The sequence below is a fragment of the Streptomyces sp. NPDC001903 genome (assembly GCF_042891345.1).
GTDB lineage: Bacteria > Actinomycetota > Actinomycetes > Streptomycetales > Streptomycetaceae > Streptomyces.
In genome coordinates this window covers 528,988-551,319 of sequence record NZ_JBIASZ010000004.1, presented here as the reverse complement: position 1 = coordinate 551,319, position 22,332 = coordinate 528,988, and the positions used below count along the sequence as shown (strand labels likewise).

Below are 22,332 nucleotides of genomic sequence, written 5' to 3'. Positions count from 1 at the left end.
GTCGGGGACTGGAGGACGTGTGGCGGAGGGCGAGGGATCCGGGGGCGCGGAGGACCGGAAGCCGAAATCCGACGAGGCGCGCAGCGCCTTCGCTCCCCCCGCCGGAATCGAGCCGGAACCGGTCGACGAGGACCAGCCGACCTCTGAGTTCGCCGTGCCGGAAGGGGTCCCCGAGCCGACCGCCGATCCCGGAACCGAGGGCTCCGCCTTCGCTCCCCCGGCCACGTACAGCGCCCAGCACTCCCCGCCCGCCTACACGCCCGGCGCGGGGTTCCCCGTCTCCCTGATGAAGGAATCCCCCTGGCAGGACCGCATGCGCACCATGCTGCGCATGCCCGTCGACGTCCGGCCCGTCCCCGAGGTCGTGCAGAAGCACGCCGAGTCCGGACCCGCCGTGGGCCGCGTGCTCGACCTCACCCTGCGCATCGGGGAACTGCTGCTCGCGGGCGGCGAGGGCGCCGAGGACGTGGAGGCCGCGATGTTCGCGGTGGCCCGCTCGTACGGGCTGGACCGCTGCGAGCCCACGGTCACCTTCACGCTGCTGTCGATCACCCACCAGCCTTCGCTGATCGACGACCCGGTCTCGGCGAGCCGGACCGTACGCCGGCGCGGCACCGACTACACCCGGCTGGCCGCGGTCTACCAGCTGGTGGACGACATCAGCGCGCACGAGTTCGAGCTCTCGCTGGAGGAGGCCTACCGGCGCCTCGCCGAGATCCGCCGCAACCGGCACCCGTACCCCTCCTGGGTCCTGACGACCGCAGCCGGGCTGCTCGCCGGGGCCGCCTCCACCCTGGTCGGCGGTGGCGTCTTCGTCTTCTTCGCCGCCGCGATCGGGGCGATGCTCGGCGACCGGCTGGCCTGGCTGTGCGCCGGGCGCGGGCTGCCGGAGTTCTACCAGTTCGTGGTCGCCGCGATGCCGCCCGCCGCCATAGGCGTGGCCCTGAAGCTGACCGAGACCGACGTGCGCGCCTCCGCGGTGATCACCGGCGGGCTGTTCGCCCTGCTGCCCGGGCGGGCCCTGGTCGCGGCCGTGCAGGACGGCCTGACCGGCTTCTACATCACCGCCTCGGCCCGGCTGCTGGAGGTCATGTACCTCTTCATCGGCATCATCATGGGCGTGCTGGTCGTGCTGTACCTCGGGCTCCAGCTGGGTCCCTCGCCGAAGCCGGAGGAGGTCCTCCAGATCACCCAGCGGCCACTGATCCAGATCGCGGCCTCGATGGTGCTGGTGTTCACGTTCGCGATCCTGCTCCAGCAGGAACGTTCCACCGTGTGGATCGTGACGCTGAACGGCGGGGTCGCCTGGGTGACCTTCGGCGCCCTGCACTACGCGGGCCACATCCCGCCCGTGCCCTCCACGGCCATCGCCGCCGGACTCGTCGGCCTCTTCGGCCAGCTCTTCTCGCGCTACCGCTTCGCCTCGGCCCTGCCGTACACGACGGCGGCCATCGGCCCGCTGCTGCCGGGCTCGGCGACCTACTACGGGCTGCTGCTGATCGCCGAGAACCGGCTGAACGAGGGCCTCGGCTCGCTGGTGAACGCCGCCGCCATCGCGCTGGCCATCGCCATCGGGGTCAACCTGGGGTCGGAGACCTCGCGCCTGTTCATGCGGATCCCGGGGGCCGCGAGCGCCGCCAAGCGGCGCGCGGCGAAGCGCACCCGCGGCTTCTAGACGCGGCCCACCCCCTCCGTACGCACGAGAGCCCCGGACGGACCCTCCAAGGGGTCCCCGGGGCTCTCGGACCGGCCGGTACGGGCCTGCCCGGTACGGGACTCAGCGCTTGGCGTGGCGGCCGCCGCGACGGCCGGGGGCCTGCGGGTCCTCCTCGGGCGCGGGCTGCCCGCCGGAGGCCGCCGCGGCCTTCTTCTCCTTGCGGGACTTCAGCACCTCGAAGATCACCGGGATGACGGAGATCAGGACGATGACGATGAAGATCGGCTCGACGTTCTTCTTGATGACCTCGAACTGGCCGAGCTGGTAGCCCAGGACCGTGACGCCCGCGCCCCACAGGACACCGCCGATGACGTTGAACGTCAGGAAGGTGCGGTACTTCATCGCCGTCGCGCCCGCGACCATCGGCGCGAACGTGCGGATGATCGGCACGAAGCGCGCGAGCACGATGGCCTTGGGGCCGTGCTTCTCCATGAAGTCGTGTGCCGCGTCGAGGTTCTCGCGCTTGAAGAGCTTGGAGTTCGGCCGGTTGAAGATCTTCGGGCCGAAGACCTTGCCGATCATGTAGCCGACCTGGTCACCGATGATGGCGGCGGCCGAGATCAGGGTGCAGACCAGCCACAGCGGCTGAGTGATCGTCCCGCTCGCGGTGAACAGGCCCGCCGTGAACAGCAGCGAGTCCCCGGGCAGGAACGCGAAGAGGCCGGACTCGGCGAAAACGATGACCAGGATGCCGATCAGACCGAATTGCCCGATCAGATACTCCGGGGACAGCCACTCAGGGCCGAGCGCAAGCGTGTACACGAGTTCCGGGCTCTCCTGGATCTGCTGGGGGTGTCGCGGCGGGCGTCCGCGGTGCGCCGGACGAGACGGCGGTTTCAATTATCAACGCACAGGACCCCCTCCCGGTTCCAGGTACCGGGAGGGGGCCATGTGAGGAACTTCAGGCCGTCACGGCCTAGACGCTGCGGACGGCGTTCGCGAGGATCGCGTCCCGCACGAACACCGCCAGGCCGGGCCGGATCTTGTCGTAGTAGGCCGTGAAGCGCTCGTCCGCGACGTACATCTCACCCAGGCACGTGTGCATCTCGTGCGAGCAGGTGTAGCTGTTGCGGTCGATCCAGCCCCGGTGCTCCTCGGCCACGTCCATGGCCTCCTCGGAATCCGCGGCGGCACCCGAGTCCAGCAGCGCGGCGAACCGGCGGTTGATCCCGTCCGCCTCGTCCTGGAAGCGCTGCCAGTCCTCCTTGGTGTACGAGGCCGCCCGGCGCGCGGACTCCTTGTACGCGTCCGTGTTCCCCCAGCGCCGGTGCGCCTCGTCCGCGTACTGGTCGGGGTCGAACTCCCCGAAGACCTCGAACTTCTCCTCGGGCGTGAGGTTGATGCCCATCTTCTGCGCCTCCATGGCGTGCTCAACGGCCGCGGCCATCTGCTGGAGCCGGGCGATCCGGTCGGACAGGAGGGCGTGCTGCCGGCGCAGGTGCTCCCTCGGGTTCGACTCCGGATCGTCCAGCAGGACCGCGACCTCTTCGAGCGGGAAGCCGAGCTCCCGGTAGAACAGGATCCGCTGCAGCCGGTCGAGGTCGGCGTCGTCGTAACGCCGGTGACCCGCGCTGCTGCGGTTGCTCGGGGAGAGCAGGCCGATCTCGTCGTAGTGGTGCAGGGTGCGCACCGTCACTCCGGCGAATCCGGCGACCCGTCCCACGGAGTAGCCCATGGTTTCCGCTCCTTCGGTCGGTACGCCCTTCACTCTGGGTCCTCACGCCACGTGAGGTGCAAGTCCGCCCCGAAGGTTCCCGCCGCGGCCGCCGCTATCCCATCGCCTTGGTGCCGTCCAGGGACTCGCGGATGACGTCCGCGTGGCCCGCGTGCCGGGCGAACTCCTCCACCAGGTGCAGCAGCATCCAGCGCATCGAGACCTTGGCGTTCTCGGGGAACCAGGGCGCCGGCGGCAGCGGGAAGGTCTCGTCCAGGCTGGGGAGGTCCCGTACGAAGGCGACCAGTTCGGCCGTGACCCCGTCCCAGAAGGCCTGGACGGACTCGAGGGTCTCGTCCCCGACGAGCCGGAAGGCGTCGGCCCAGGCCTCGGGGCTCTGCTCGGTCTCGCCCGCCCGCCCCTGCGCCATCCGCAGCCAGGTCAGCTCGACCCCGGCCACGTGCTTGACCAGCCCGGACAGCGACAGCTCGCTGGCGCTGGGCCGGCTCGCCGCCTGCTCCGCGGTCAGTCCGGCCAGCGATTCGCGGATCGCCGTGCGCTGGGATTCGACGAAGAGGAGGAGCGTGCCGCGCTCGTCGCCCAGGACCTCTTCGGAGATGTGAGCCATGACCAACCGCCTTTTCCGTGGTTCTTGCCGGCTTCCTGCTGACAAGAACCACGCTACGGAGGCATGCGGTCAGATTCTGTCCGCAACCGCGATCGCGCGGATCGAAATCACTGGGCCGCGCCCTCCGGGCGGATCGCCGGCAGCTCCGTCTGCGGCTTCGGGAGCAGGGCCTTGGACAGGTCCTGGCCGCCCTTCTCGTCGAGCCCGTACATCGCCTCGTAGATCTTGCGGACCGCCGGCCCGGAGGCCCCGGAGCCCGTACCGCCCTGGGAGATCGTCATGACGATCGCGTAGTCCTCGGTGTACGAGGCGAACCAGGAGGTGGTCTGCTTGCCCTGGACCTCCGCCGTACCGGTCTTCGCGTGCATCGGGATCTGCTTCTGCGGCCAGCCGCCGAAGCGCCAGGCCGCGCTGCCGGTCGTGGCCACCGAGGCGAGCGCACCGTCGATGTCGTCGCGCAGCTCCTCGTCCATCGGCAGCCGGCCCTGCTCCTTCGGCGCGATCTCCTTGACCGAGGTGCCGTCGGCGCTGATGATCGCCTTGCCGATGCTCGGCTGGTGCATCATGCCGCCGTTGGCGATGGCCGCGTAGATCGACGCCATCTGGATCGGGGTGACGAGGGTGTCGCCCTGGCCGATCGAGTAGTTGATCGCGTCGCCCTCGCGCAGCTGGTTGCCCTGGCGGCAGTTCTCGTACGCGATCTTCTCGGCGTACGAGCCGTCCTTCTTGCCGTCGCGGCACCAGGCGGCCTTGTTGGCCTCGAAGAAGTCCTTCTTCCACTGGCGGTCGGGGACCCGGCCGTTCACCTCGTTCGGCAGGTCGACGCCGGTGGCCTTGCCCAGCCCGAACTCGTGGGCCGTCTTGTAGAACCAGTCGCTCGGGTCCTTCTTGGGGTTGATCCCGCCGTCCTTCTTCCACTCCTTGTCCGCGATGCCGTAGTAGACGGTGTCGCAGGAGACTTCGAGGGCCCGGCCGATGGTGATGTCGCCGTAGCCCTGCGATTCGAAGTTGGTGAAGGTCTGGCTGCCGACCGAGTACGAGCTGGGGCAGCCGTACCGCCCGTTGAAGGGGTACCCGGCGTTCACCGCCGCGGTGGAGGAGACCACCTTGAAGATCGATCCGGGGGCCGCCTGGCCCTGGATCGCCCGGTTGAGCAGCGGGTAGTTGGACTCCTTGTCGGTGAGCGACGCGTAGTCCTTGGCGGAGATGCCGCCGACCCACGCGTTCGGGTCGTAGGTCGGGTTGGAGGCCATCGCGACGATCCGGCCGGTCTTGGCCTCCATCACGACGACCGCGCCCGAGTCGGCCTCGTAGTTCTTGTGCGTGATCTTGTCGTACGTCTTGCGGGCTTCGAGCATCGCGTTGTTCAGCTCGCGCTCGGCGACCGCCTGCACCCGCGAGTCGATCGAGGTGACGACGTTGGAGCCGGGGGTCGGCTTGTCGGCCTGCGCCTGCCCGATGACGCGCCCGAGGTTGTCCACCTCGTAGCGGGTGACCCCCGCCTTGCCGCGCAGCTCCTTGTCGTACGTGCGCTCCAGGCCGGAGCGGCCCACCTGGTCGGAGCGCAGGTACGGGGAGTCGGTCTTCTTGGCCTTGGTGATCTCCGCGTCGGTGACGGGCGAGAGGTAGCCGAGCACCTGCGAGGTGTTGGCGCCGTCGGGTCCGGCGTAGCGGCGCAGGGCGGTCGGCTCGGCCGTGATGCCGGGGAACTGCTCCGCGTGCTCCCTTATCTCCAGCACCTGGTCCGTCGTCGCCTCGTCGGTGACGGGGATCGGCTGGTACGGGGAGCCGTTCCAGCACGGCTTGGGCGTCTTGGCGTCGCACAGCCGGACGCTGTTGACCACGTCGTCCGGGTTGAGGCCGAGGACTCCGGCGAGCCGGGTCAGGACGTCCTTGCCCTTGTCCTTCATCTTGGTGAGGTCGGTGCGGCTGGCGGAGACGACCATGCGCGTCTCGTTGTCGGCGAGGGGCACCCCGCGGGAGTCCATGATCGATCCGCGCACGGCGGGCTGGACGACCTGCTGGGTGTGGTTGTTCTTCGCCTCGTCCGTGTACTCCTGGCCGTTGCGCACCTGGAGGTACCACAGGCGCCCGCCCAGCGTGAGCAGCAGGGAGAAGACGACCACCTGGATGACCACCAGGCGGTTCTGGACCCGCGGCGTGCGCCCCGTCTCCGGAATGTTGCTCAACTCAGGTCTCCCCCGGAACGCTGCCCGCCTCTGACTCGCCCGAGTCTAGAGCGACCCCGGAAGGAGAACCGAGGCCGGAAGGAGAAACGAGATCAGAACGGGAAAGTGGTGCGGCCGTGCTGCACCGAGATCCACTTCTGGGTGGTGAAGGCCTCGATCGTGGCCTCTCCGTTCAGCCGGCCCAGTCCCGAGGCCTTCTCCCCGCCGAACGCGGCGAGCGGCTCGTCCCCGATGGTCGAGTCGTTGACGTGGATCATCCCGGTCTCGATCCGCTGCGCGAACCGCACGCCGCGCTCCACGTCCCGCGTGTGCACGGCGCCGCTCAGCCCGTAGGGGGTCGCGTTGGTCAGCCGTACGGCCTCGTCCTCGCCGTCGAAGACCACCAGCAGCGCCACCGGGCCGAAGATCTCCTGGCCGAGCAGCGGGGAGTCCTCGGGGAGGCCGGCCAGGACGGTCGGCTCGACCAGGTTGCCGCGCGTAGATCCGCGTACGAGCGCCTGCGCCCCGGATTCGACGGCCTGGTCCACCAGCGCGGTCAGCGCGTCGGCCTGGAAGGAGTTGATCAGCGGACCGATGTGGGTGTCGGCCTCGTGGGGGTCGCCGGTCTTCAGGCCCCGCACGCGGGTGGTGAACTTCTCGGTGAACTCCTCGGCGACCGAGGCGTCCACGAGGATCCGGTTGGCGGCCATGCAGACCTGGCCCTGGTAGACGAAGCGGCTGAAGACGGCCGCGTCCACCGCGTAGTCGAGGTCGGCGTCGTCGAGGACGACGAGCGCGCTGTTGCCGCTGAGCTCCAGGACCGTGCGCTTGAAGTGGCGGGCGGCGACGGAGCCGACGTGGCGGCCGACCCGATCGGAGCCGGCGAAGGAGATGACCTTCGGGACGGGGTGGGTCAGGAGCGCGTCGCCTATCTCGGCGATGTCCGTGACCAGCACGTTGAGGAGCCCGGCCGGCAGGCCCGCGTCCTCGAAGATCTTGGCGATGACCCCGCCGCCGACCACGGGTGCGTTCTGGTTCGGCTTGATCACCACCGCGTTGCCCAGGGCCAGGGCCGGGGCGACCGACTTCAGGGTGACCAGGAACGGGAAGTTGAACGGGCTGATCACGGTGACGACGCCGACCGGGAGGCGCTGGACCCGGTTCTCCTTGCCGTCGACCGGCGAGGCGAGGATGCGGCCCTCGGGGCGGATCGCCAGCTGGATCGCCTCGCGGATGAACTCCTTGGCGAGGTGGACCTCGTACTCGGCCTTGGGACGGGTCCCGCCGAGCTCGTCGATCATCGCCTCGATGATCTCCTTCTCGCGCTCCTCGGTGATGCGCAGGGCGCGTTCCAGAACGGCGCGTCTGGCGTACGGGCTGGTGGCGGCCCACTCTCTCTGGGCGCGCTCGGCGCCGCGGTAGGCCCGGTCCACCTGCTCGACGGTGGCCACGGTGATGGCCGCGAGCTTCTCCCCGTTGTACGGGTTGACGTCGATGATGTCCCACGAACCGGTGCCGGCCAGCCATTCGCCGTCGATGTACTGGTGAGCCAGGTCGTCGAATATGGACATGCCATCCCTTACTGCGAGCGCGCACCCGTGCGCTGCACCGGAGACCGATCGGTCATCATGCACTGATCAGACGTCATACTACGTGCGAATCAAGACAGTTGGAGCAGGCCACGGAGAAGATCCCGCGTCCGGTCGGGGTCGGGGCAGTCGGCCTGCAGCCGCTCCATCGCCCTTTCGTACTGCGCCACTTCCTCGTCTTTGTCCAGGTAGAGGGCACTGGTGAGCTGTTCCAGATAGACGATGTCCTGGAGGTCGGACTCCGGGAAGCGCAGCAGGGTGAAGGCTCCGCTCTCGCCCGCGTGGCCGCCGAAGGAGAAGGGCATCACCTGGAGCTGCACGTTGGGCCGCTGGGAGACCTCGATGAGGTGCTCCAGCTGGCCGCGCATGACGTCGCGGTCGCCGTACGGGCGGCGCAGCGCGGCCTCGTCGAGGACCGCGTGGAAGACGGGGGCGCTCTCGGAGACGAGCACCTTCTGGCGCTCCAGGCGCAGCGCGACGCGGCGGTCGATCTCGGCCTTGGTGGCGCCGGGCATGCCGCGGCTGACGACGGCCTGGGCGTAGGCCTCGGTCTGCAACAGGCCGTGGACGAACTGGACTTCGTAGATCCGGATGAGCGAGGCCGCGCCCTCCAGGCCGATGTACGTCTGGAACCATCCGGGCAGCACGTCGCCGTAGCTGTGCCACCAGCCGGCCGCGTTGGCCTCGCGGACGAGCCCCAGCAGGGACTCCCGCTCCGCGCCGTCCGTGACTCCGTAGAGCGTGAGGAGGTCCTCAACGTCCCTTGCCTTGAAGCTCACCCTTCCCAACTCCAAGCGGCTGATCTTCGATTCGGATGCGCGGATCGAGTAGCCGGCCGCCTCACGGGTGATGCCGCGGGATTCTCGGAGTCGCCTGAGCTGAGAGCCCAGGAGGATGCGGCGCACCACAGAACCGCTTGCTTCTGCGGTCACTAGTCCTGCCCTCCCCATCGCCATGTGTACGCGTGGTCTGCGCGTGATGTGCGTCGCCGGGGCCCCCGCACCCCAGGCCCCGCAGTCTGCCACCAAAACGCATCGGTCCGTACTCGTTCTGTAACGGAATCCCGGCTCCCGGAAAAGAAGTCCGTAAGTATGCGTAGGAAGAAATGAGCAAGAACCATCACGGGAGTGGACAGGTCCGGCGCGTGCACGTGCATCTGCCCTTGCATCCAGCTTCTGCATTCGGAACGATGGTGCCGCGCACCTGCGTGCTCTTTCGCGCCGGCGCCGGACCCACCCCGCAGTTCTTTCTGGACGGAGCGCGCCGCTCCGCCCGCGAATCCCGGGAGTGCCTCGCATGGGGACGAATGGATCGACCATGCTCGAGCCGTTACGGCAGGGGCTGCCCCCGGTCGACCCCACGGCTGTCTCCGGGTCCGCATCCTGCGCTCTGCCCGCCCGCTTCGAGGCGGTGCGGGGCGCCCGTTCGTTCACCCGGTCGACCTTGTCGCAGTGGGGTCTCGACGAGCGCTTCGACGACGTGGCCCTGGTGGTCTCCGAACTCGTCACGAACGCGCTCCGCCACGCCCTGCCGGAGGACGCCGGGGCCGGCGGCGGTACGGGACCGGGCTCCGGCGAGCCGGAGCCGACGGTACGGCTGCACCTGATGCGGTGGAGCACCCGGCTGGTGTGCGCGGTGCGGGACCCCAGCGAGGACCGGCCCGGCGGGTCGTTCGCGCCGGAGCGCACGCAGGAGAACTGCGACCTGGAGTCGGGGCGCGGGCTGTTCCTCGTGGACGCCTACAGCGACAGCTGGGGCTGGCACCCGCTCGCGGGCCGGCTGACCGGCAAGGTGGTCTGGGCGCTGTTCATGCTGCACGAATGACCGCCGACGGGCACGGAACAACGAAAACTGGCCGGGGTTGATCATTGCGATCAGTCCCGGCCAGTGCACGTGCATGGCTTGATCAGCGCGCCGTTCCTCCGGCCGTCCCTCCGGCCGATCAGGCGATCAGGTGGTCGAACTCGCCGTCCTTGACGCCCAGCAGCAGCGCCTCTATCTCGGCCGGCGTGTAGACGAGCGCCGGCCCGTCCGGGAAGCGCGAGTTGCGCACGGCGACAGCGCCACCCGGCAGCTTGGCGAACTCCACACAGGAACCTTGCGAGTTGCTGTGTCTGCTCTTCTGCCAGGTCACTCCGTCGAGTTCTGCAGCTGCCATCCCGTTGTACGCGTGGTCCACAGGAAGCCCCCGATAGTGCAGATGTCAACTGCACCGGATCATAGCTGTGTTCATAAGCGCATGCATGGGCAGATGCACGTGCACGCGGAGGGTGCTCCCCTGATCACTGTCAGGGAAGAACTCGGGTGGATCAGGGGCGAATCAGACCCTTGTAAAGCCTGGATCAAGCTCCGGCCGGCACCGGACGCCCACCGCCCTTCAGGCCTTCTTCAGATTTGTCCGTACGCGCCCGGCCCTGTTCGATGGTCGGGACCGCACCGCAATTCCCGTCACCCGTAGGGGGACCGCGCATGCTCCGCAATGCCCTCGAGCCCTGGCACCTGATCCTGCTCCTCGTGGTCTGCGTACTGGTCTTCGGCTCGAAGAAGCTGCCCGACATGGCCCGCTCGGTGGGCAGGTCCATGCGCATCCTGAAGTCGGAGACCCAGGCCCTGCGGGGCGAGGGCGACCGCCCGAAGGGCTAGGGGGCGTCTTGCCGATCAGGCCGGGCTCGCGGGACTTTGCGGACACCCCCTAGCGCGTCAGCGGCGGCCGCCTGCCGCCCATGTGCGCCCGGTCGGCGGCGGCCGTCCCGTCCTCCCAGCCCGCGTGGTCGGTGGCCCCGCGCAGCCGGGTGGTGGTGGTCCGGGGGAACATCTCGTCGGCCCGTGAGGTGACGGCGACGTCGCGGGCCACCAGGGCGGGCAGGTTGTCGGGGGCCTCGGCCGCGGTGTGCTCGGCGGTCTCGGCGAGGCGCTGGCCGAGCCGGCTGGCGTACGCGAGCAGGAAGGACTGCCGGAACGTCTTCGTGCGCTTGCGCCCGCCGGAGCGCTGCGCGGCCTCGGCGCGGGTCATGGCGGCCGTGCCCTGCACGAGCAGGGACGTGTAGAGCAGCTCGACGGCCTCCAGATCGCTCTCGAACCCCACCACCGTGGAGAACTCGAAGGCGCTGTTCCACACCGCCCGGCACCGGTTGGCGGTGGCGACGGCATCCAGCAGCACGGCCTTGGCCTCCTCGTAGGGGGCCTCGACCCCGATCCGGCAGGCCGCGGGCACCTGGGCGGGCCCCTTGCCGCTCGCCGCGAGCACGGCCTCGTCGACGGTGTGCCGGGCCATCAGCTCCTGCGCCTTGGCACTGAGGGCCTCGGCCTCCTCCGGGTACGTGGTCGCCTCGGCCTTCGCGAGCAGCGCCCGGATGCGCGAGAGCATGCGCGGCTCGATGTGCGCGTGCTCCAGGGCGTCCGCGGCCGGATCCCCGGGCACGGCCCCCACGGGCTCGATGGAGGGCAACCGGATCAGCAGCCGGAACACCTCGAGCACGGCGGTGGCGAGGCTGAACCGATCGCTCTTCTCCCGCTGCGCGAGGGCTTCCCCGTACTCGCGGTCGTCCGCCCACCAGACCTCGGCCTCGGTCCACCGCTCGGGCAGCCGGGCGTACCGCCGCGCCTCGGCGGCGATCAGGTCTCCGGTGATCCGCAGGTGCCGGTCGCCGAGGTCCCGGGCGACGAGCCGGAGCACGTCGGCGGGCCGCCACCCCCGCTCCCAGGCCTGCCGTGCGTACGCCTCCCCGCGGGCCAGCAGCTCCCGCCCGACCCCGCCCCACTGCCCGCCGTCCCCGACGAGCACCGAGGCCCCGGCGTCCAACCCGGCATCGTCCTGGCTGTAGAGCGCGGCCTGACAAGCCCGATCGACAATCTCTCTCACGACCCCAGCTTGTCACGCCCCCGCCAACCCCGAGCCCGAGCCCGCCCACCGCCGTCCGAGGCCCGTGGGCCTGTGGGCCCGTTGGCCCGGGGCGGCCCTCCGGGACAGGGCCTCCGGGGGCGGAGCCCCGGGGGCAGATCCTCGGGGGCGGAGCCCCGGGGGCAGATCCTCGGGGGCAGGGCCTCCGGGGGCGGGGAGAAGGCCCCGCGCGGCGGAACCGGCGCCCTCGCCGGCACCCGCGTTCGCCCCCGCGCCACGCCCGCGCGCCGCCCGAGCCGGACTGTCAGCGCCTGGTGGGACACTCGCACCCATGAGCGACCCCATCCCCCACTGGGCCCTGGCCGAAGCCCCCGACGGCCTCTGGCACGCAATGCCGCTCACCCCCGCCCCCGCCGCGCCCGCCCCCGCCGCCCCCCTCACCTTCGAGGACCCCGCGGAAGCGATCCGGGCCGCCCCCGCCCCCACCCGCTGGATCTGGCGCAGCACCGCCGCCGTCTACCCCCGCCTCCTCGCCTCCGGCACCCGGGTCGACCGCTGCCACGACATCGAGGACACCGAGCTCCTCCTCCTCGCCCACGAGGGCCGCTCCGGCGAACCCCGCTCCGCCGCGGCCGCCTGGGCCCGCCTCACCGGCGCGCCCGTACCCGCCGATCCCCCCACCCGCGCCGCCGCCCCCAGCGCCCAGACCCAGGCGCAGGACTCCCTCTTCGACGCCCGGCCCGCCTCCGCCCCGCTCCCCCTCGACGCCCTCGTCGCCGTCTACCGCGACCAGGCAAAGCGCACGGCCGCCACCGCCCACCCCGACCGCATGCGCCTGCTCACCACCTCCGAGTCGGCCGCCTTCCTCATCGCCGCCGAGATGCAGCGCGCCGGCCTCCCCTGGCGCGCCGACGTCCACCGCGCCCTGCTCACCGAGCTCCTCGGCGAGCGCTACGCTGGCGGCGGCGAACCCCGCCGCCTCGCCGAGCTCGCCGAGGAGGTCTCCGCCGCGTTCGGCCGCCGCGTGCGCCCCGATCTGCCGGCCGACGTCATCAAGGCCTTCGCCGAGGCCGGGATCCGGCTCAAGTCCACCCGCCGCTGGGAGATCCAGGAGCTCGACCACCCCGCCGTCGAGCCCCTCCTCGCGTACAAGAAGCTGTACCGGATCTACACCGCCCACGGCTGGTCATGGCTCCAGGACTGGGTGCGCGACGGCCGCTTCCGCCCCGAGTTCGTCCCCGGCGGCACCCTCACCGGCCGCTGGGTCACCAACGGCGGCGGCGCCCTGCAGATCCCGAAGGTGATCCGCAGGGCCGTCGTCGCCGACCCCGGCTGGCGGCTCGTCGTCGCCGACGCCGACCAGATGGAGCCCCGCGTCCTGGCCGCGATCTCCCGCGACCCCGCCTTCATGGAGGTGGCCGGGCGCCCCGAGGACCTCTACACGGCCGTCTCCCGCCAGGGCTTCTCCGGCGACCGGGACATGGCCAAACTGGCCGTCCTCGGCGCCGTGTACGGACAGACCTCCGGCGACGGCCTGAAGAACCTGGCCGCGCTGCGCCGCCGCTTCCCGCGGGCCGTGGCGTACGTGGACGACGCCGCGAAAGCCGGCGAGGAGGGCCGCCTCGTACGGACCTGGCTGGGCCGGACCTGCCCGCCGCCGGTCGGCGCCGCCGACGAGGACGCCGAAGCCGGCGTCCCGCAGGACCGGGAGGACGGCTGGACGCCGAGCTACGCCTCCACCAACACCCGCGCCCGCGGCCGGTTCACCCGCAACTTCGTCGTCCAGGGCAGCGCCGCCGACTGGGCCCTGCTGCTCCTCGCGGCCCTGCGCCAGGCCATCGCCGGCGCCGGGATGCGGGCCGAGCTGGTGTTCTTCCAGCACGACGAGGTGATCGTGCACTGCCCGGCCGAGGAGGCCGAGGCGGTGGCCGAGGCGATCCGCACCGCCGGCGACCGCGCCGGCCGCATCGCCTTCGGCGACACCCCCGTCCGCTTCCCGTTCACGACGGCGGTCGTGAAGTGCTACGCGGACGCCAAGTAGGGAGGCTTCAGCCCACTGCGCGGGCGTCCAGCCCGTGGAAGTAGACGTGGAACTCGTCGCGCTCGAAGCCCTCCGCCTCGTACAGCGCCTGCGCGACGTGGTTGTCGTAGGCCGTCTCCAGCTGCACCCCGGACACCCCGGCCTCCCGCGCCCGGCGCAGCACCTCGCGCAGCAGCGCCCGCCCGGCGCCGGTGCGGCGCCCGGACGGGTCCACGTACAGGTCGCTCAGGATCCACATCGGCCGCAGGGCGAGCGAGGAGAAGGTCCGGTAGACCTGCGCGAACCCGACCGTGCCGGCCCCCGGCACGTCGGCGAGCAGCACCAGCGACTCGCCCGCGCGGATCCGCTCGGCGAGGAACGCCCGGGGTGCGTCCGGGTCCTCGACCTTCACCTCGTAGAAGTCGAGGTAGCCGCGGAACAGCCCCTCCGCGACGTCGAGATCGCCGTGACCGGCAACGCGCAGCACCACACTCTGATCACTCATTCCCTCAGTGTGCGGTAACGGACTGGGCGGGCAGCGTGAAGACGTGGTCCGGGGTGACGATCTTGGTGATCGCCTGTCCGAAGAGGGTGCTGGGCTCGGAACCCTTGTAGGCGATGTCCGTGTTCAGCAGCACCACCAGCGTGGCCTTCGGCTGGGGCAGGTAGACGGTCAGCGACTGGTAGCCGGGCAGTGATCCGTTGTGGCCGATCCAGCCCTGGACGTTGAAGATGCCCAGGCCGTACCCGGTGCCCGGCAGCGCCTCGACCACCTTCAGCCGCTCCGCCTGGGTGGCCGGCTTCAGCAGCGTGCCGGTGGCCACCACCTTCGCCCAGGTCTTCATGTCGTCGAGGTCGGAGATCATGGCTCCCGCGGCCCACCCCCAGGAGGGGTTCCAGTCGGCCGAGTCCTCGATCTTCCCGGTGGCGGTCTGGTCGGTGTAGCCCTGGGAGTGCGGACTGGGGAACTCCGCGCCGAAGGGGAACAGCGTGCGGTGCAGCCCGGCGGGGGCGACGACCTTCTGGTTGATGTAGTCGGCGAGCTTCTGCCCGCTCAACTTCTCCACCACCAGCCCCAGCAGGATCAGGTTGGTGTTGCTGTAGTCGAACTTGGCGTCGGGCTCGAACAGCACCGGGTGCTTGAAGGAGTACGCGAGCAACTCCTGTGGGGTGAACGGCCGTCGGGGATCGCTCGTCAGGGCCTTGAAGAAGCCTTCGTCCGCAGAGTAGTTGAACAGCCCGCTCCGCATCCCGGCGAGCTCGCGCAGCGTGATCCGGTCGCCGTTGGGCACCCCGGACACGTACTTGCCGATGGGGTCGTCCAGCCCGGCCTTGCCCTGGTCGACCAGCTGGAGCAGGGCGGTCACGGTGAAGGTCTTGGTCTCGCTGCCGATGCGCATGTTCATGTCCGTACGGATCGGCCGGCCGGTGGCCTTGTCGGCGACGCCGAAGGCCCGTACGTACGACCCCTTGCCGGGGGCCGAGAGGGACACCATCACCCCGGGTATCTTCGCCTCGCTCATCACCTTCAGGACGGCCGCGTCCAACTGCCGTGCCACGGCAGGCGTGAGCTGCGGAAAATCGTCGGCGGCGACGGGGGCGGAAGCCGGGACGATGCTCGCCACCGGCGCGGCATCCACCGCGTGCCCCACCCCGAGCGGAACCACGACCAGCCCCAGCGCGGCCACCCCCACCGCCGCTCTACGCAACCGTGTAGACATGCCGCCCTCCTACCACGCGTAGCCCAGGTCCAGCCTTCCCAAAGTAGCCCCACCCCCACCCCCCGGCGACCCGACCCTGCCCATGCGCCGGCCAGTGCCGTCGCACCGTGATCGGCGCGCTCGCGCGCCGGGGTTTACGGTCCCGCCTCCGGAAGCAACACAGCCGCCCCGACTGAGGCGTGGCAGACCTGGGGGTCGGCAGGGAGGCGTGGGGAAATAGCAAAAGCCCCAGGTCACGGCGAGTGAGTCCTGGGGCTTCCACAGAGCCGCCTTCGGGATTCGAACCCGAGACCTACGCATTACGAGTGCGTTGCTCTGGCCAACTGAGCTAAGGCGGCACCGCTGGGTAGACAAGTGTTCCCTCGAAGAGGAGCGCTCATCAGCAGCGGCGCCAAGTCTACAGGCTCGAACGGGGTGCCCCGAACCGCATTGCGCGGGGGTGGTGCATGTCTCTCATATCGGTCTCACGTGCACTTCTTGCCGTCCTTCGGCGGGGTGCCCTGCAGGAGGTACGTGTTGATCGTCGTGTCGATGCAGGAGCTGCCGCGGCCGTACGCCGTGTGCCCGTCGCCGTCGTACGTGAGCAGGACTCCCGAGTCGAGCTGGCCCGCCAGGGCCTGGGCCCACTTGTACGGGGTCGCCGGGTCCCGGACCGTACCGACCACCACGATCGGCGGGGCGCCCTTCGCGGTCAGGGCGCGGGCCTCGCCGGTGGCCTTGACCGGCCAGTACGCGCAGTTCAGCGAGGCCCAGGCGAGGCCCGCGCCGAAGACCGGGGAGGCCTTCTCGAAGGAGGGCAGAGCCGCGTCCACCGCCTCCGGGCCGGCGAAGGCGGGCGGCTGGTCGAGGCAGTTCACCGCGGCGTTCGCGAACATCAGGTTCGCGTACTTCCCGTCCGGCTCCCGCTCGTAGTAGCTGTCGGCCAGGCCGAGCAGCCCGGACCCGTCCCCGTTCATGGCCGCCGTCAGCGCCTCGCGCAGCTGCGGCCACGCGCTCTCGTCGTACAGCGCCGCGATCACCCCGGTCGTGGCGAGGGACTCGCCCAGCGGGCGGGCCGGATCGCCGCTGGGCACGGGCTGGGCGTCGACCTTGCGGAAGAACTCCCGGAGCCGATCCGCCACCGCCTCCGGGCCGCCCTTGCCCAGCGGGCAGTCGGACTGCTTCGCGCAGTCCTTGGCGAAGGAGCGCAGGGCCGTCTCGAAGCCCCCGGTCTGGTCCCGGTTCATTTCGAGCGCCGGACGGGAGGGGTCCATCGCCCCGTCCAGGACGAGGCGGCCGACCCGGCCGGGGAAGAGTTCCGCGTACGTCGCCCCGAGGAGGGTGCCGTACGAGGCGCCGACGTACGTCAGCTTCTCGTCGCCCAGCACCGCGCGCAGCATGTCCATGTCGCGGGCCGCCTCGACGGTGGAGACGTGCGGCAGGATCCGCTGCGAGCGGGCCTTGCAGCCGTCCGCGAACTCCTTGAACGCGGTCACGAGCTCGGCCCGCTCCGCCGCGTCGTCCGGCGTCTGGTCGACCTGCGTGAACTTGTCCATCTGCGGCCCGGTCAGGCACTGCACCGGACTGCTGCGGTCCACCCCGCGCGGGTCGAAGGAGACCATGTCGTACTGGGCGCGGACGGGCGCCGGGTAGCCGATGCCCGCGTACGCCTGGAGGTACCCGATGCCCGAGCCGCCCGGTCCGCCCGGGTTGACCACGAGCGAGCCCAGCCGCTTGCCCGGGCCGGTGGCCTGGCGGCGGGCCACGGCGATGTCCACGTCCTGCCCGGACTCGGGGTGCGCGTAGTCCAGCGGGGCCTTCATCGTGGCGCACTGGAACCCGGGGACACCGCAGTCGCGCCATTTCAGCTTCTGCTCGTAGTACGGGCGCAGCGCCTCCGGGACCGCGGTCGGAGCCGCCGGCCGGGCGGGTCCCGCGGACGGAGAGGCGGCCGCCCACAGGCCCCCCGAACCGTCCGAGGTGCACCCGGAGAGCAGCAGCCCGGCGGCTGCGATCACGATTCCGGTGGTACGCAGCAGGCGACTGGTGTCCATCCTCGGAGCCTACGGCCTGCCGGGCGCCCCGGCCGGGCGGGCGCACGCCGACCGGCCGAGCTCTGCCCGGTGGGGGGGGGGGGGGGGGGGGGGGGGGGGGGGGGGGGGGGGGGGGGGGGGGGGGCGGGGGCGGGGGGGGGGGGGGGCGGGGGCACCCCCCCCCCCCCCCCCCCCCCCCCCCCCCCCCCCCCCCCCCCCCCCCCCCCCGCGGGGGGCCCCCCCCCCCCCCCCCCCCCCCCGCAGGACCGCCCGGAACCCGCACCACGCGGCCCGAGCCCGCCGGATCGCTCGTACGGGTGAAGCGGTCAACGCGGGCGGGCACCACGGCCGGCCGCGCAGTCGGGGAGGCGGCCGGCGGGGGCGGTCAGCCCGCGCGGAGGGACATCGTCATCGCCTCGACCGCGAGGAGCGGGGCCACGTTGCGGTCCAGGGCGTCGCGGCAGGCGATGATCGCCTCGATCCGGCGCAGGGTGCGCTCGGGTCCGGACGCGCGGGCGATCCGCTCGAGGTCGCCCCGTATCTCCTCGTTCGCGATCGCCAGCGAGGAGCCGAGCTGGAGGGCCAGCACGTCCCGGTAGAAGCCCGTGAGGTCGGTCAGCGCAAGGTCGAGGGTGTCGCGCTGGGTGCGCGTACGTCGGCGCTTCTGCCGGTCTTCGAGCTCCTTCATCACGCCCGCCGTACCGCGCGGCATCCGGCCGCCCGTGCCCGCCCCGGCGCCGAGCGCGGCCCGCAGGTCCTCGGTCTCCTTGGTGTCGACCTCCTCCGCGACCTGCTTGGCATCCTCGGCGGCGGCGTCGACCAGCTCCTGGGCCGCCTTGAGGCAGCCGCCCACGTCGTCGATGCGCAGCGGGAGCTTCAGGACGGCGGCCCGGCGGGTCCGGGCGGACTCGTCGGTGGCGAGGCGGCGGGCCCGGCCGATGTGCCCCTGCGTCGCGCGCGCGGCGGCCGCGGCGACGGCGGGCTCGATGCCGTCGCGCCGGACCAGCACGTCGGCGACGGCGGCGACCGGCGGGGTGCGCAGGGTCAGATGCCGGCAGCGGGAGCGGATGGTGGGCAGCACGTCCTCCAGGGAAGGCGCGCACAGCAGCCACACGGTCCGCGGAGCGGGTTCCTCCACGGCCTTGAGGAGCACATTGCCGGCGCCCTCGGTCAGCCGGTCGGCGTCCTCCAGGACGATGACCTGCCAGCGGCCCACGGCCGGGGAGAGCTGCGCCCGGCGGACCAGGTCACGCGTCTCCTTCACGCCGATGGACAGCAGATCCGTGCGGACGATCTCCACATCGGCATGCGTGCCGACGAGGGTGGTGTGGCAGCCGTCGCAGAACCCGCAGCCCGGCTCGCCCCCGAGGGCGCGGTCCGGGCTGGTGCACTGGAGGGCGGCCGCGAAGGCCCGGGCGGCGGTGGCCCGCCCCGAGCCGGGCGGGCCGGTGAACAGCCAGGCGTGGGTCATCTTGGAGGCGGCGGGCGGCGGGGTCCCGGCCTCGACGGCGGTGACCAGGGCGTCGGCGTCGCGGGCGGCGGCGGCCAGCTGCGCCTGCACCCGCTCCTGTCCCACCAGGTCGTCCCATACGGGCATCGCGCCCACCGCCTTTCACCGGCCGTCGTTCCGTGGCCGTCCGTAACCCGCTCGTCCTGCTCCTGCCCGCCCCCAGTGTGGCGTGCGCCACTGACAATCCCCGTCAGCGGCGGCGCGGACCGCCCTCTTCGCCCTCGTCGTCCCGGCGCGGGCCGAGCAGCTCGTCCGCCAGGGTCGGCAGGTCGTCCAGCGGGGTCTCCTCGGCCCAGGCGGGCCGCGGCCGGCCCGCCTGGCCCTGCCGGTTCTCCTGGTCCTGCCCGCCCGGCAGGCCGTCCGCGCCGAAGACCGGAAGCTCGCGGGTCGCGTCGTCGCCCGCATCCCGGAAGATGCCCGGCGGCACCCGGTCGGCCGGGCTCTCCTGCGGACGCCGGGCCGTCGGCCGCGTGGCGGACCGGGCCGGGCCGGAGGACGGGGTCCGACCGGCCGAAGAGCTCGTACGGGACGGCCGTACGGGCGGCAGGACGGCCGTCTCGTCGGTCGCACCGGATGCCGGTACGGGCGGCAGGACCGCCGTCTCGTCCGCCGGGCCGGCCGGCTCGGCGGACCGCGGAACGGCCGGCAGTACCGAGGTCTCCGCCGCCGGGTCGATCTTCGGCACCGGGACCGTCTGCGTCACGTCGTCCGGCTGGACGACCCGCTTGACCAGCGGGGTCTCCACGGTCACGGCGTCGTCCGGCAGCGGTTCCTTGGTCATCGGCACCTTGGGGGCGGGGGCCGCGGGGGCCGCAGGAGCCGGCTCGGGCGCAGGCGTCGGCGCAGGCGGAGCAACCGCCGCGGCCTGTGCGGCCGCCGCTGCCGCCGAGGCCTCCGCCAGCCGGCGCGCCTCCTCGGCCCTCAGCAGGGCCTCCTCCGCCCGACGCTGCTTCTCCAGCCGCCGTTCCTCGGCCTCGGCGCGCAGCCGGGCCTCCTCCTCTGCCTGCTTGCGCAGCCGCTCCGCCTCCGCCGCGCGGGCCTTCTCCTCGGCCTCCGCGCGCAGCCGCTCGGCCTCGGCCCGGGCCCGGGCCTCCTCCTCGGCGCGCAGCCGCTCCTCTTCCGCCCTGCGGGCGGCCTCGGCCTCGGCCCTGATCCGGGCGGCTTCCGCCTCGGCCTTCAGCCGGGCTTCCTCCTCCGCGCGCAGCCGCTCCTCCTCCGCCTTGCGCGCCGCCTCTTCCTCGGCCCTGCGCCGGGCGTCCTCCTCGGCCTTGCGCCGGGCCTCGGCCTGGGCCGCCACCTCGGCCTCCGAGAGCGGGAGCATCCGGTCCAGGCGGTGGCGCACCACGGTGGTCACGGACTCCGGGTCCTGGCCGGCGTCGACCACCAGGTAGCGCCCCGGGTCGGCTGCGGCCAGCGTCAGGAAGCCGGCCCGCACCCGCTGGTGGAACTCGGCCGGCTCCGACTCCAGCCGGTCCGGCGCCTCCGTGAACCGCTCGCGGGCCGCCTCCGGCGATACGTCGAGCAGCACGGTCAGGTTCGGGACGAGCCCGTCGGTGGCCCAGCGCGAGATCCGGGCGATCTCGGTCGGGGACAGGTCGCGCCCGGCGCCCTGGTAGGCGACCGAGGAGTCGATGTAGCGGTCGGAGATGACCACCGCGCCGCGCTCCAGGGCGGGCCGGACGACGGTGTCCACGTGCTCCGCGCGGTCGGCGGCGTACAGCAGGGCCTCGGCGCGGTTCGACAGCCCGGCCGAGGAGACGTCGAGCAGGATCGAGCGGAGCCGCTTGCCGACCGGGGTGGCCCCGGGCTCGCGGGTCACGACGACCTCGTGGCCCTTGCCCCGTATCCAGTCGGCCAGCGCCTCGACCTGGGTGGACTTGCCGGCGCCGTCCCCGCCCTCCAGGGCGATGAAGAACCCGGCGTCGGACGCGGCCTGCACCGGCTCCCCGCCGCGCAGCGCCTCGCGCAGGTCGCGGCGCAGCGGTACGCCGCTGCGGTCGTCCGCCTTGGCGAGCACCACGACGGCGACGGGCAGCAGCAGGGCGCCGACCAGCATCAGGGTGAAGGCGGCCCCGCCGTGCGCGAAGACGACGTCCCCGGAGGCCAGCCGGTGCGGGCCGATCGCCGCGGCCAGGACGGGGGCGAGGACGGCTCCGACGCCCACGGCCACCCGTACGACGGCCTGCAGGTGCTCGGTGACCCGGGCCCGGCGGAACTCCTCGGTCTCCTGGTCGAGCAGGGTGTGCCCGGTGTTGGCTGCCACGCCCGCGGCGGTGCCGGCGAGCAGCGACAGGAACAGCACGGTCGCCGTGTCCGGGACCAGCCCGGTCAGCAGCAGCGCGAGCCCGGCCACCGCGATGGCCAGGGCCAGCAGCCGGCGCCGGGACAGCGCGGGCAGCACCTTGCCGGCCTGGGTGGCGCGGATGCCGATGGCGGTGCCGCCGAGCAGGGCCAGGACGAGCAGGGAGAAGGTGGCGGGGCCGCCGCCCAGGTCGAAGGCGTGCAGGACGGCGACGGCGGCCGCACTGGCCACGGCTCCGGCGACGGCGGCGCTGGCCAGCACGAGCAGCGGAATGGCCCCCGTACGCCCCTTGTCCGGCTGGTCCCCCGTCTTGGGGGCCCGCAGCCCCTCCAGCGGCGACCGCGGGCGCGGGGTCTTCGCCGCGGGCAGCACCAGCGGGAGCAGCAGCGAGACAGACGCGGCGAAGAGGCCGGCGGCCACGTACGAACCGAGGGCGGACTGGTTCTCGGCGAACCAGTCGACGCCGAGGCCGAGGGCCTTGCCGACCAGGGTCGCGGCGAGGAGCACGGCGGCGGCGACGGGCATCGCGGCGAAGGAGGTGCGCAGGGTCAGCCGGCGCAGCGCGTCGAGGTGGTCGGGCAGCGGCCGTACGGTCGCGCCCTCGGGCGGCGGCGAGGGCAGCAGGGCCGGAGCCGCACTCTCCTTGGCCAGGGTCCACAGCCGCTCGGCCACGCCGGAGACGAAGACGGTGGCCAGCAGCGCGGTGAGCGCGTGGGCCGGGATCCAGTCGAGCCACAGCGGGGCGACGACGAACAGGCCGATCCGGATCCCGTCGGCGCCGATCATCGTCCAGCGGCGGTCCAGCTTGCCGCCGGCCTCCTTCGGGGCGAGGAGCCCCGCCAGCGGACCGAGCAGGACGGCGCCGAAGAGCAGCGTGGCGAGGATCCGGACGCCGAAGACGGCGGCGATCGTGAGCGCCCAGCCCTGGTAGCCGCGGCCGAAGGTCTCTTCCGAGACGGCCGTCTGGAAGGCCAGCAGCACCAGCACCAACAGGGCGAGGGCATCGCCGATGCCGCTCACCAGCTGGGCGCTCCACAGCCGGCGCAGCCTCGGGGTGCGCAGCAGGGCGCGCACCGCCCGCTCGCGGGAATCCGCGGCGAGGGCTTCGTCGTAGGTGGGGTTCGCGGGGGCGGTCACGACCGTTGGCTGCTCGGCTCGCGTCATCCGCCC

At 72.3% G+C, this 22,332-nt stretch carries 16 protein-coding genes, 1 tRNA gene and 1 pseudogene; 4 read left to right on the top strand and 14 right to left on the bottom strand.

All coding sequences use genetic code 11. The annotated features are described in order from the left end of the window. Positions 1–19: 19 nt before the first annotated feature. The gene (locus ACFYZS_RS12175) at positions 20–1,675 is read left to right on the top strand and encodes a threonine/serine exporter ThrE family protein (protein ID WP_389010044.1); all 1,656 of its coding nucleotides are present in this window, start codon (positions 20–22) and stop codon (positions 1,673–1,675) included. Between the two features lie 135 nt (positions 1,676–1,810). Here the strand turns inward: ACFYZS_RS12175 and ACFYZS_RS12170 are convergent. The 6 genes and pseudogenes from ACFYZS_RS12170 to ACFYZS_RS12145 all read right to left on the bottom strand — a co-directional run. Continuing rightward, positions 1,811–2,479: pseudogene (locus tag ACFYZS_RS12170) on the bottom strand (DedA family protein); the annotation flags it as partial. A gap of 154 nt (positions 2,480–2,633) precedes the next feature. Beyond that, complete coding sequence (locus tag ACFYZS_RS12165) at positions 2,634–3,392, bottom strand: MerR family transcriptional regulator (protein ID WP_389010041.1); 759 nt, start codon at positions 3,390–3,392, stop codon at positions 2,634–2,636. A gap of 94 nt (positions 3,393–3,486) precedes the next feature. Then, positions 3,487–3,999 (bottom strand): DinB family protein, encoded by a 513-nt coding sequence (locus tag ACFYZS_RS12160; RefSeq protein ID WP_389010038.1) that lies wholly within the window; start codon positions 3,997–3,999, stop codon positions 3,487–3,489. A 107-nt stretch (positions 4,000–4,106) separates the two neighbouring features. Further along, positions 4,107–6,188 (bottom strand): penicillin-binding protein 2, encoded by a 2,082-nt coding sequence (gene mrdA, locus ACFYZS_RS12155; protein WP_389010036.1) that lies wholly within the window; start codon positions 6,186–6,188, stop codon positions 4,107–4,109. Positions 6,189–6,280: 92 nt separating this feature from the next. After that, positions 6,281–7,738, bottom strand: a complete 1,458-nt coding sequence (locus ACFYZS_RS12150; protein ID WP_389010033.1) for an aldehyde dehydrogenase family protein — start codon at positions 7,736–7,738, stop codon at positions 6,281–6,283. Positions 7,739–7,827: 89 nt separating this feature from the next. Next, a complete protein-coding gene (locus ACFYZS_RS12145) occupies positions 7,828–8,706 on the bottom strand; it encodes a helix-turn-helix transcriptional regulator (protein ID WP_053691382.1) in 879 nt (292 codons plus the stop codon). Positions 8,707–9,052: 346 nt separating this feature from the next. On the opposite strand from ACFYZS_RS12145, the gene ACFYZS_RS12140 reads away from it, so the two are divergent. After that, positions 9,053–9,580, top strand: a complete 528-nt coding sequence (locus ACFYZS_RS12140) for an ATP-binding protein (RefSeq protein ID WP_389010030.1) — start codon at positions 9,053–9,055, stop codon at positions 9,578–9,580. A 118-nt stretch (positions 9,581–9,698) separates the two neighbouring features. On the opposite strand, the gene ACFYZS_RS12135 is transcribed toward ACFYZS_RS12140, so the two are convergent. Next, a complete protein-coding gene (locus ACFYZS_RS12135) occupies positions 9,699–9,935 on the bottom strand; it encodes a DUF397 domain-containing protein (RefSeq protein WP_030158576.1) in 237 nt (78 codons plus the stop codon). 290 nt (positions 9,936–10,225) lie between these two features. Between ACFYZS_RS12135 and tatA the strand changes: the two genes are divergently transcribed. Next, positions 10,226–10,399 carry a Sec-independent protein translocase subunit TatA gene (gene tatA, locus ACFYZS_RS12130; protein WP_389010027.1) on the top strand — a complete coding sequence of 58 codons (174 nt, stop codon included), beginning with the start codon at positions 10,226–10,228 and terminating at the stop codon, positions 10,397–10,399. A gap of 49 nt (positions 10,400–10,448) precedes the next feature. Here the strand turns inward: tatA and ACFYZS_RS12125 are convergent, their stop codons facing one another. Next, a complete protein-coding gene (locus ACFYZS_RS12125) occupies positions 10,449–11,618 on the bottom strand; it encodes a DUF2786 domain-containing protein (protein ID WP_389010024.1) in 1,170 nt (389 codons plus the stop codon). Positions 11,619–11,928: 310 nt separating this feature from the next. On the opposite strand from ACFYZS_RS12125, the gene ACFYZS_RS12120 reads away from it, so the two are divergent. After that, a complete protein-coding gene (locus tag ACFYZS_RS12120; protein ID WP_389010021.1) occupies positions 11,929–13,638 on the top strand; it encodes a bifunctional 3'-5' exonuclease/DNA polymerase in 1,710 nt (569 codons plus the stop codon). A gap of 7 nt (positions 13,639–13,645) precedes the next feature. Here the strand turns inward: ACFYZS_RS12120 and ACFYZS_RS12115 are convergent, their stop codons facing one another. From ACFYZS_RS12115 to tmk, 6 genes are all read right to left on the bottom strand, one after another. Then, on the bottom strand, positions 13,646–14,122 hold the full coding sequence (locus ACFYZS_RS12115) for a GNAT family N-acetyltransferase (protein WP_389010018.1): 477 nt from the start codon (positions 14,120–14,122) through the stop codon (positions 13,646–13,648). Between the two features lie 4 nt (positions 14,123–14,126). Further along, the gene (locus tag ACFYZS_RS12110) at positions 14,127–15,338 is read right to left on the bottom strand and encodes a serine hydrolase domain-containing protein (protein ID WP_389010015.1); all 1,212 of its coding nucleotides are present in this window, start codon (positions 15,336–15,338) and stop codon (positions 14,127–14,129) included. 264 nt (positions 15,339–15,602) lie between these two features. After that, a tRNA-Thr gene (locus ACFYZS_RS12105) sits at positions 15,603–15,676 on the bottom strand. Between the two features lie 126 nt (positions 15,677–15,802). Beyond that, on the bottom strand, positions 15,803–17,371 hold the full coding sequence (locus ACFYZS_RS12100) for an alpha/beta hydrolase (RefSeq protein WP_389010012.1): 1,569 nt from the start codon (positions 17,369–17,371) through the stop codon (positions 15,803–15,805). 364 nt (positions 17,372–17,735) lie between these two features. Beyond that, positions 17,736–18,947, bottom strand: a complete 1,212-nt coding sequence (locus ACFYZS_RS12095; RefSeq protein ID WP_389010009.1) for a DNA polymerase III subunit delta' — start codon at positions 18,945–18,947, stop codon at positions 17,736–17,738. Between the two features lie 103 nt (positions 18,948–19,050). Further along, positions 19,051–22,326, bottom strand: a complete 3,276-nt coding sequence (gene tmk / locus ACFYZS_RS12090; protein WP_389010006.1) for a dTMP kinase — start codon at positions 22,324–22,326, stop codon at positions 19,051–19,053. Positions 22,327–22,332 lie beyond the last annotated feature (6 nt).

Excerpts from the sequence above, each read along its gene's own strand:
- ACFYZS_RS12160 (WP_389010038.1), bottom strand. The coding sequence starts at position 3,999 with ATGGCTCACATCTCCGAAGAGGTCCTGGGCGACGAGCGCGGCACGCTC.
- ACFYZS_RS12145 (WP_053691382.1), bottom strand. The coding sequence starts at position 8,706 with ATGGGGAGGGCAGGACTAGTGACCGCAGAAGCAAGCGGTTCTGTGGTG.
- ACFYZS_RS12100 (WP_389010012.1), bottom strand. The coding sequence starts at position 17,371 with ATGGACACCAGTCGCCTGCTGCGTACCACCGGAATCGTGATCGCAGCC.
- ACFYZS_RS12120 (WP_389010021.1), top strand. The coding sequence starts at position 11,929 with ATGAGCGACCCCATCCCCCACTGGGCCCTGGCCGAAGCCCCCGACGGC.
- ACFYZS_RS12140 (WP_389010030.1), top strand. The coding sequence starts at position 9,053 with ATGGGGACGAATGGATCGACCATGCTCGAGCCGTTACGGCAGGGGCTG.
- ACFYZS_RS12165 (WP_389010041.1), bottom strand. The coding sequence starts at position 3,392 with ATGGGCTACTCCGTGGGACGGGTCGCCGGATTCGCCGGAGTGACGGTG.
- ACFYZS_RS12110 (WP_389010015.1), bottom strand. The coding sequence starts at position 15,338 with ATGTCTACACGGTTGCGTAGAGCGGCGGTGGGGGTGGCCGCGCTGGGG.
- ACFYZS_RS12115 (WP_389010018.1), bottom strand. The coding sequence starts at position 14,122 with ATGAGTGATCAGAGTGTGGTGCTGCGCGTTGCCGGTCACGGCGATCTC.
- ACFYZS_RS12095 (WP_389010009.1), bottom strand. The coding sequence starts at position 18,947 with ATGCCCGTATGGGACGACCTGGTGGGACAGGAGCGGGTGCAGGCGCAG.
- ACFYZS_RS12150 (WP_389010033.1), bottom strand. The coding sequence starts at position 7,738 with ATGTCCATATTCGACGACCTGGCTCACCAGTACATCGACGGCGAATGG.
- tatA (WP_389010027.1), top strand. The coding sequence starts at position 10,226 with ATGCTCCGCAATGCCCTCGAGCCCTGGCACCTGATCCTGCTCCTCGTG.
- tmk (WP_389010006.1), bottom strand. The coding sequence starts at position 22,326 with ATGACGCGAGCCGAGCAGCCAACGGTCGTGACCGCCCCCGCGAACCCC.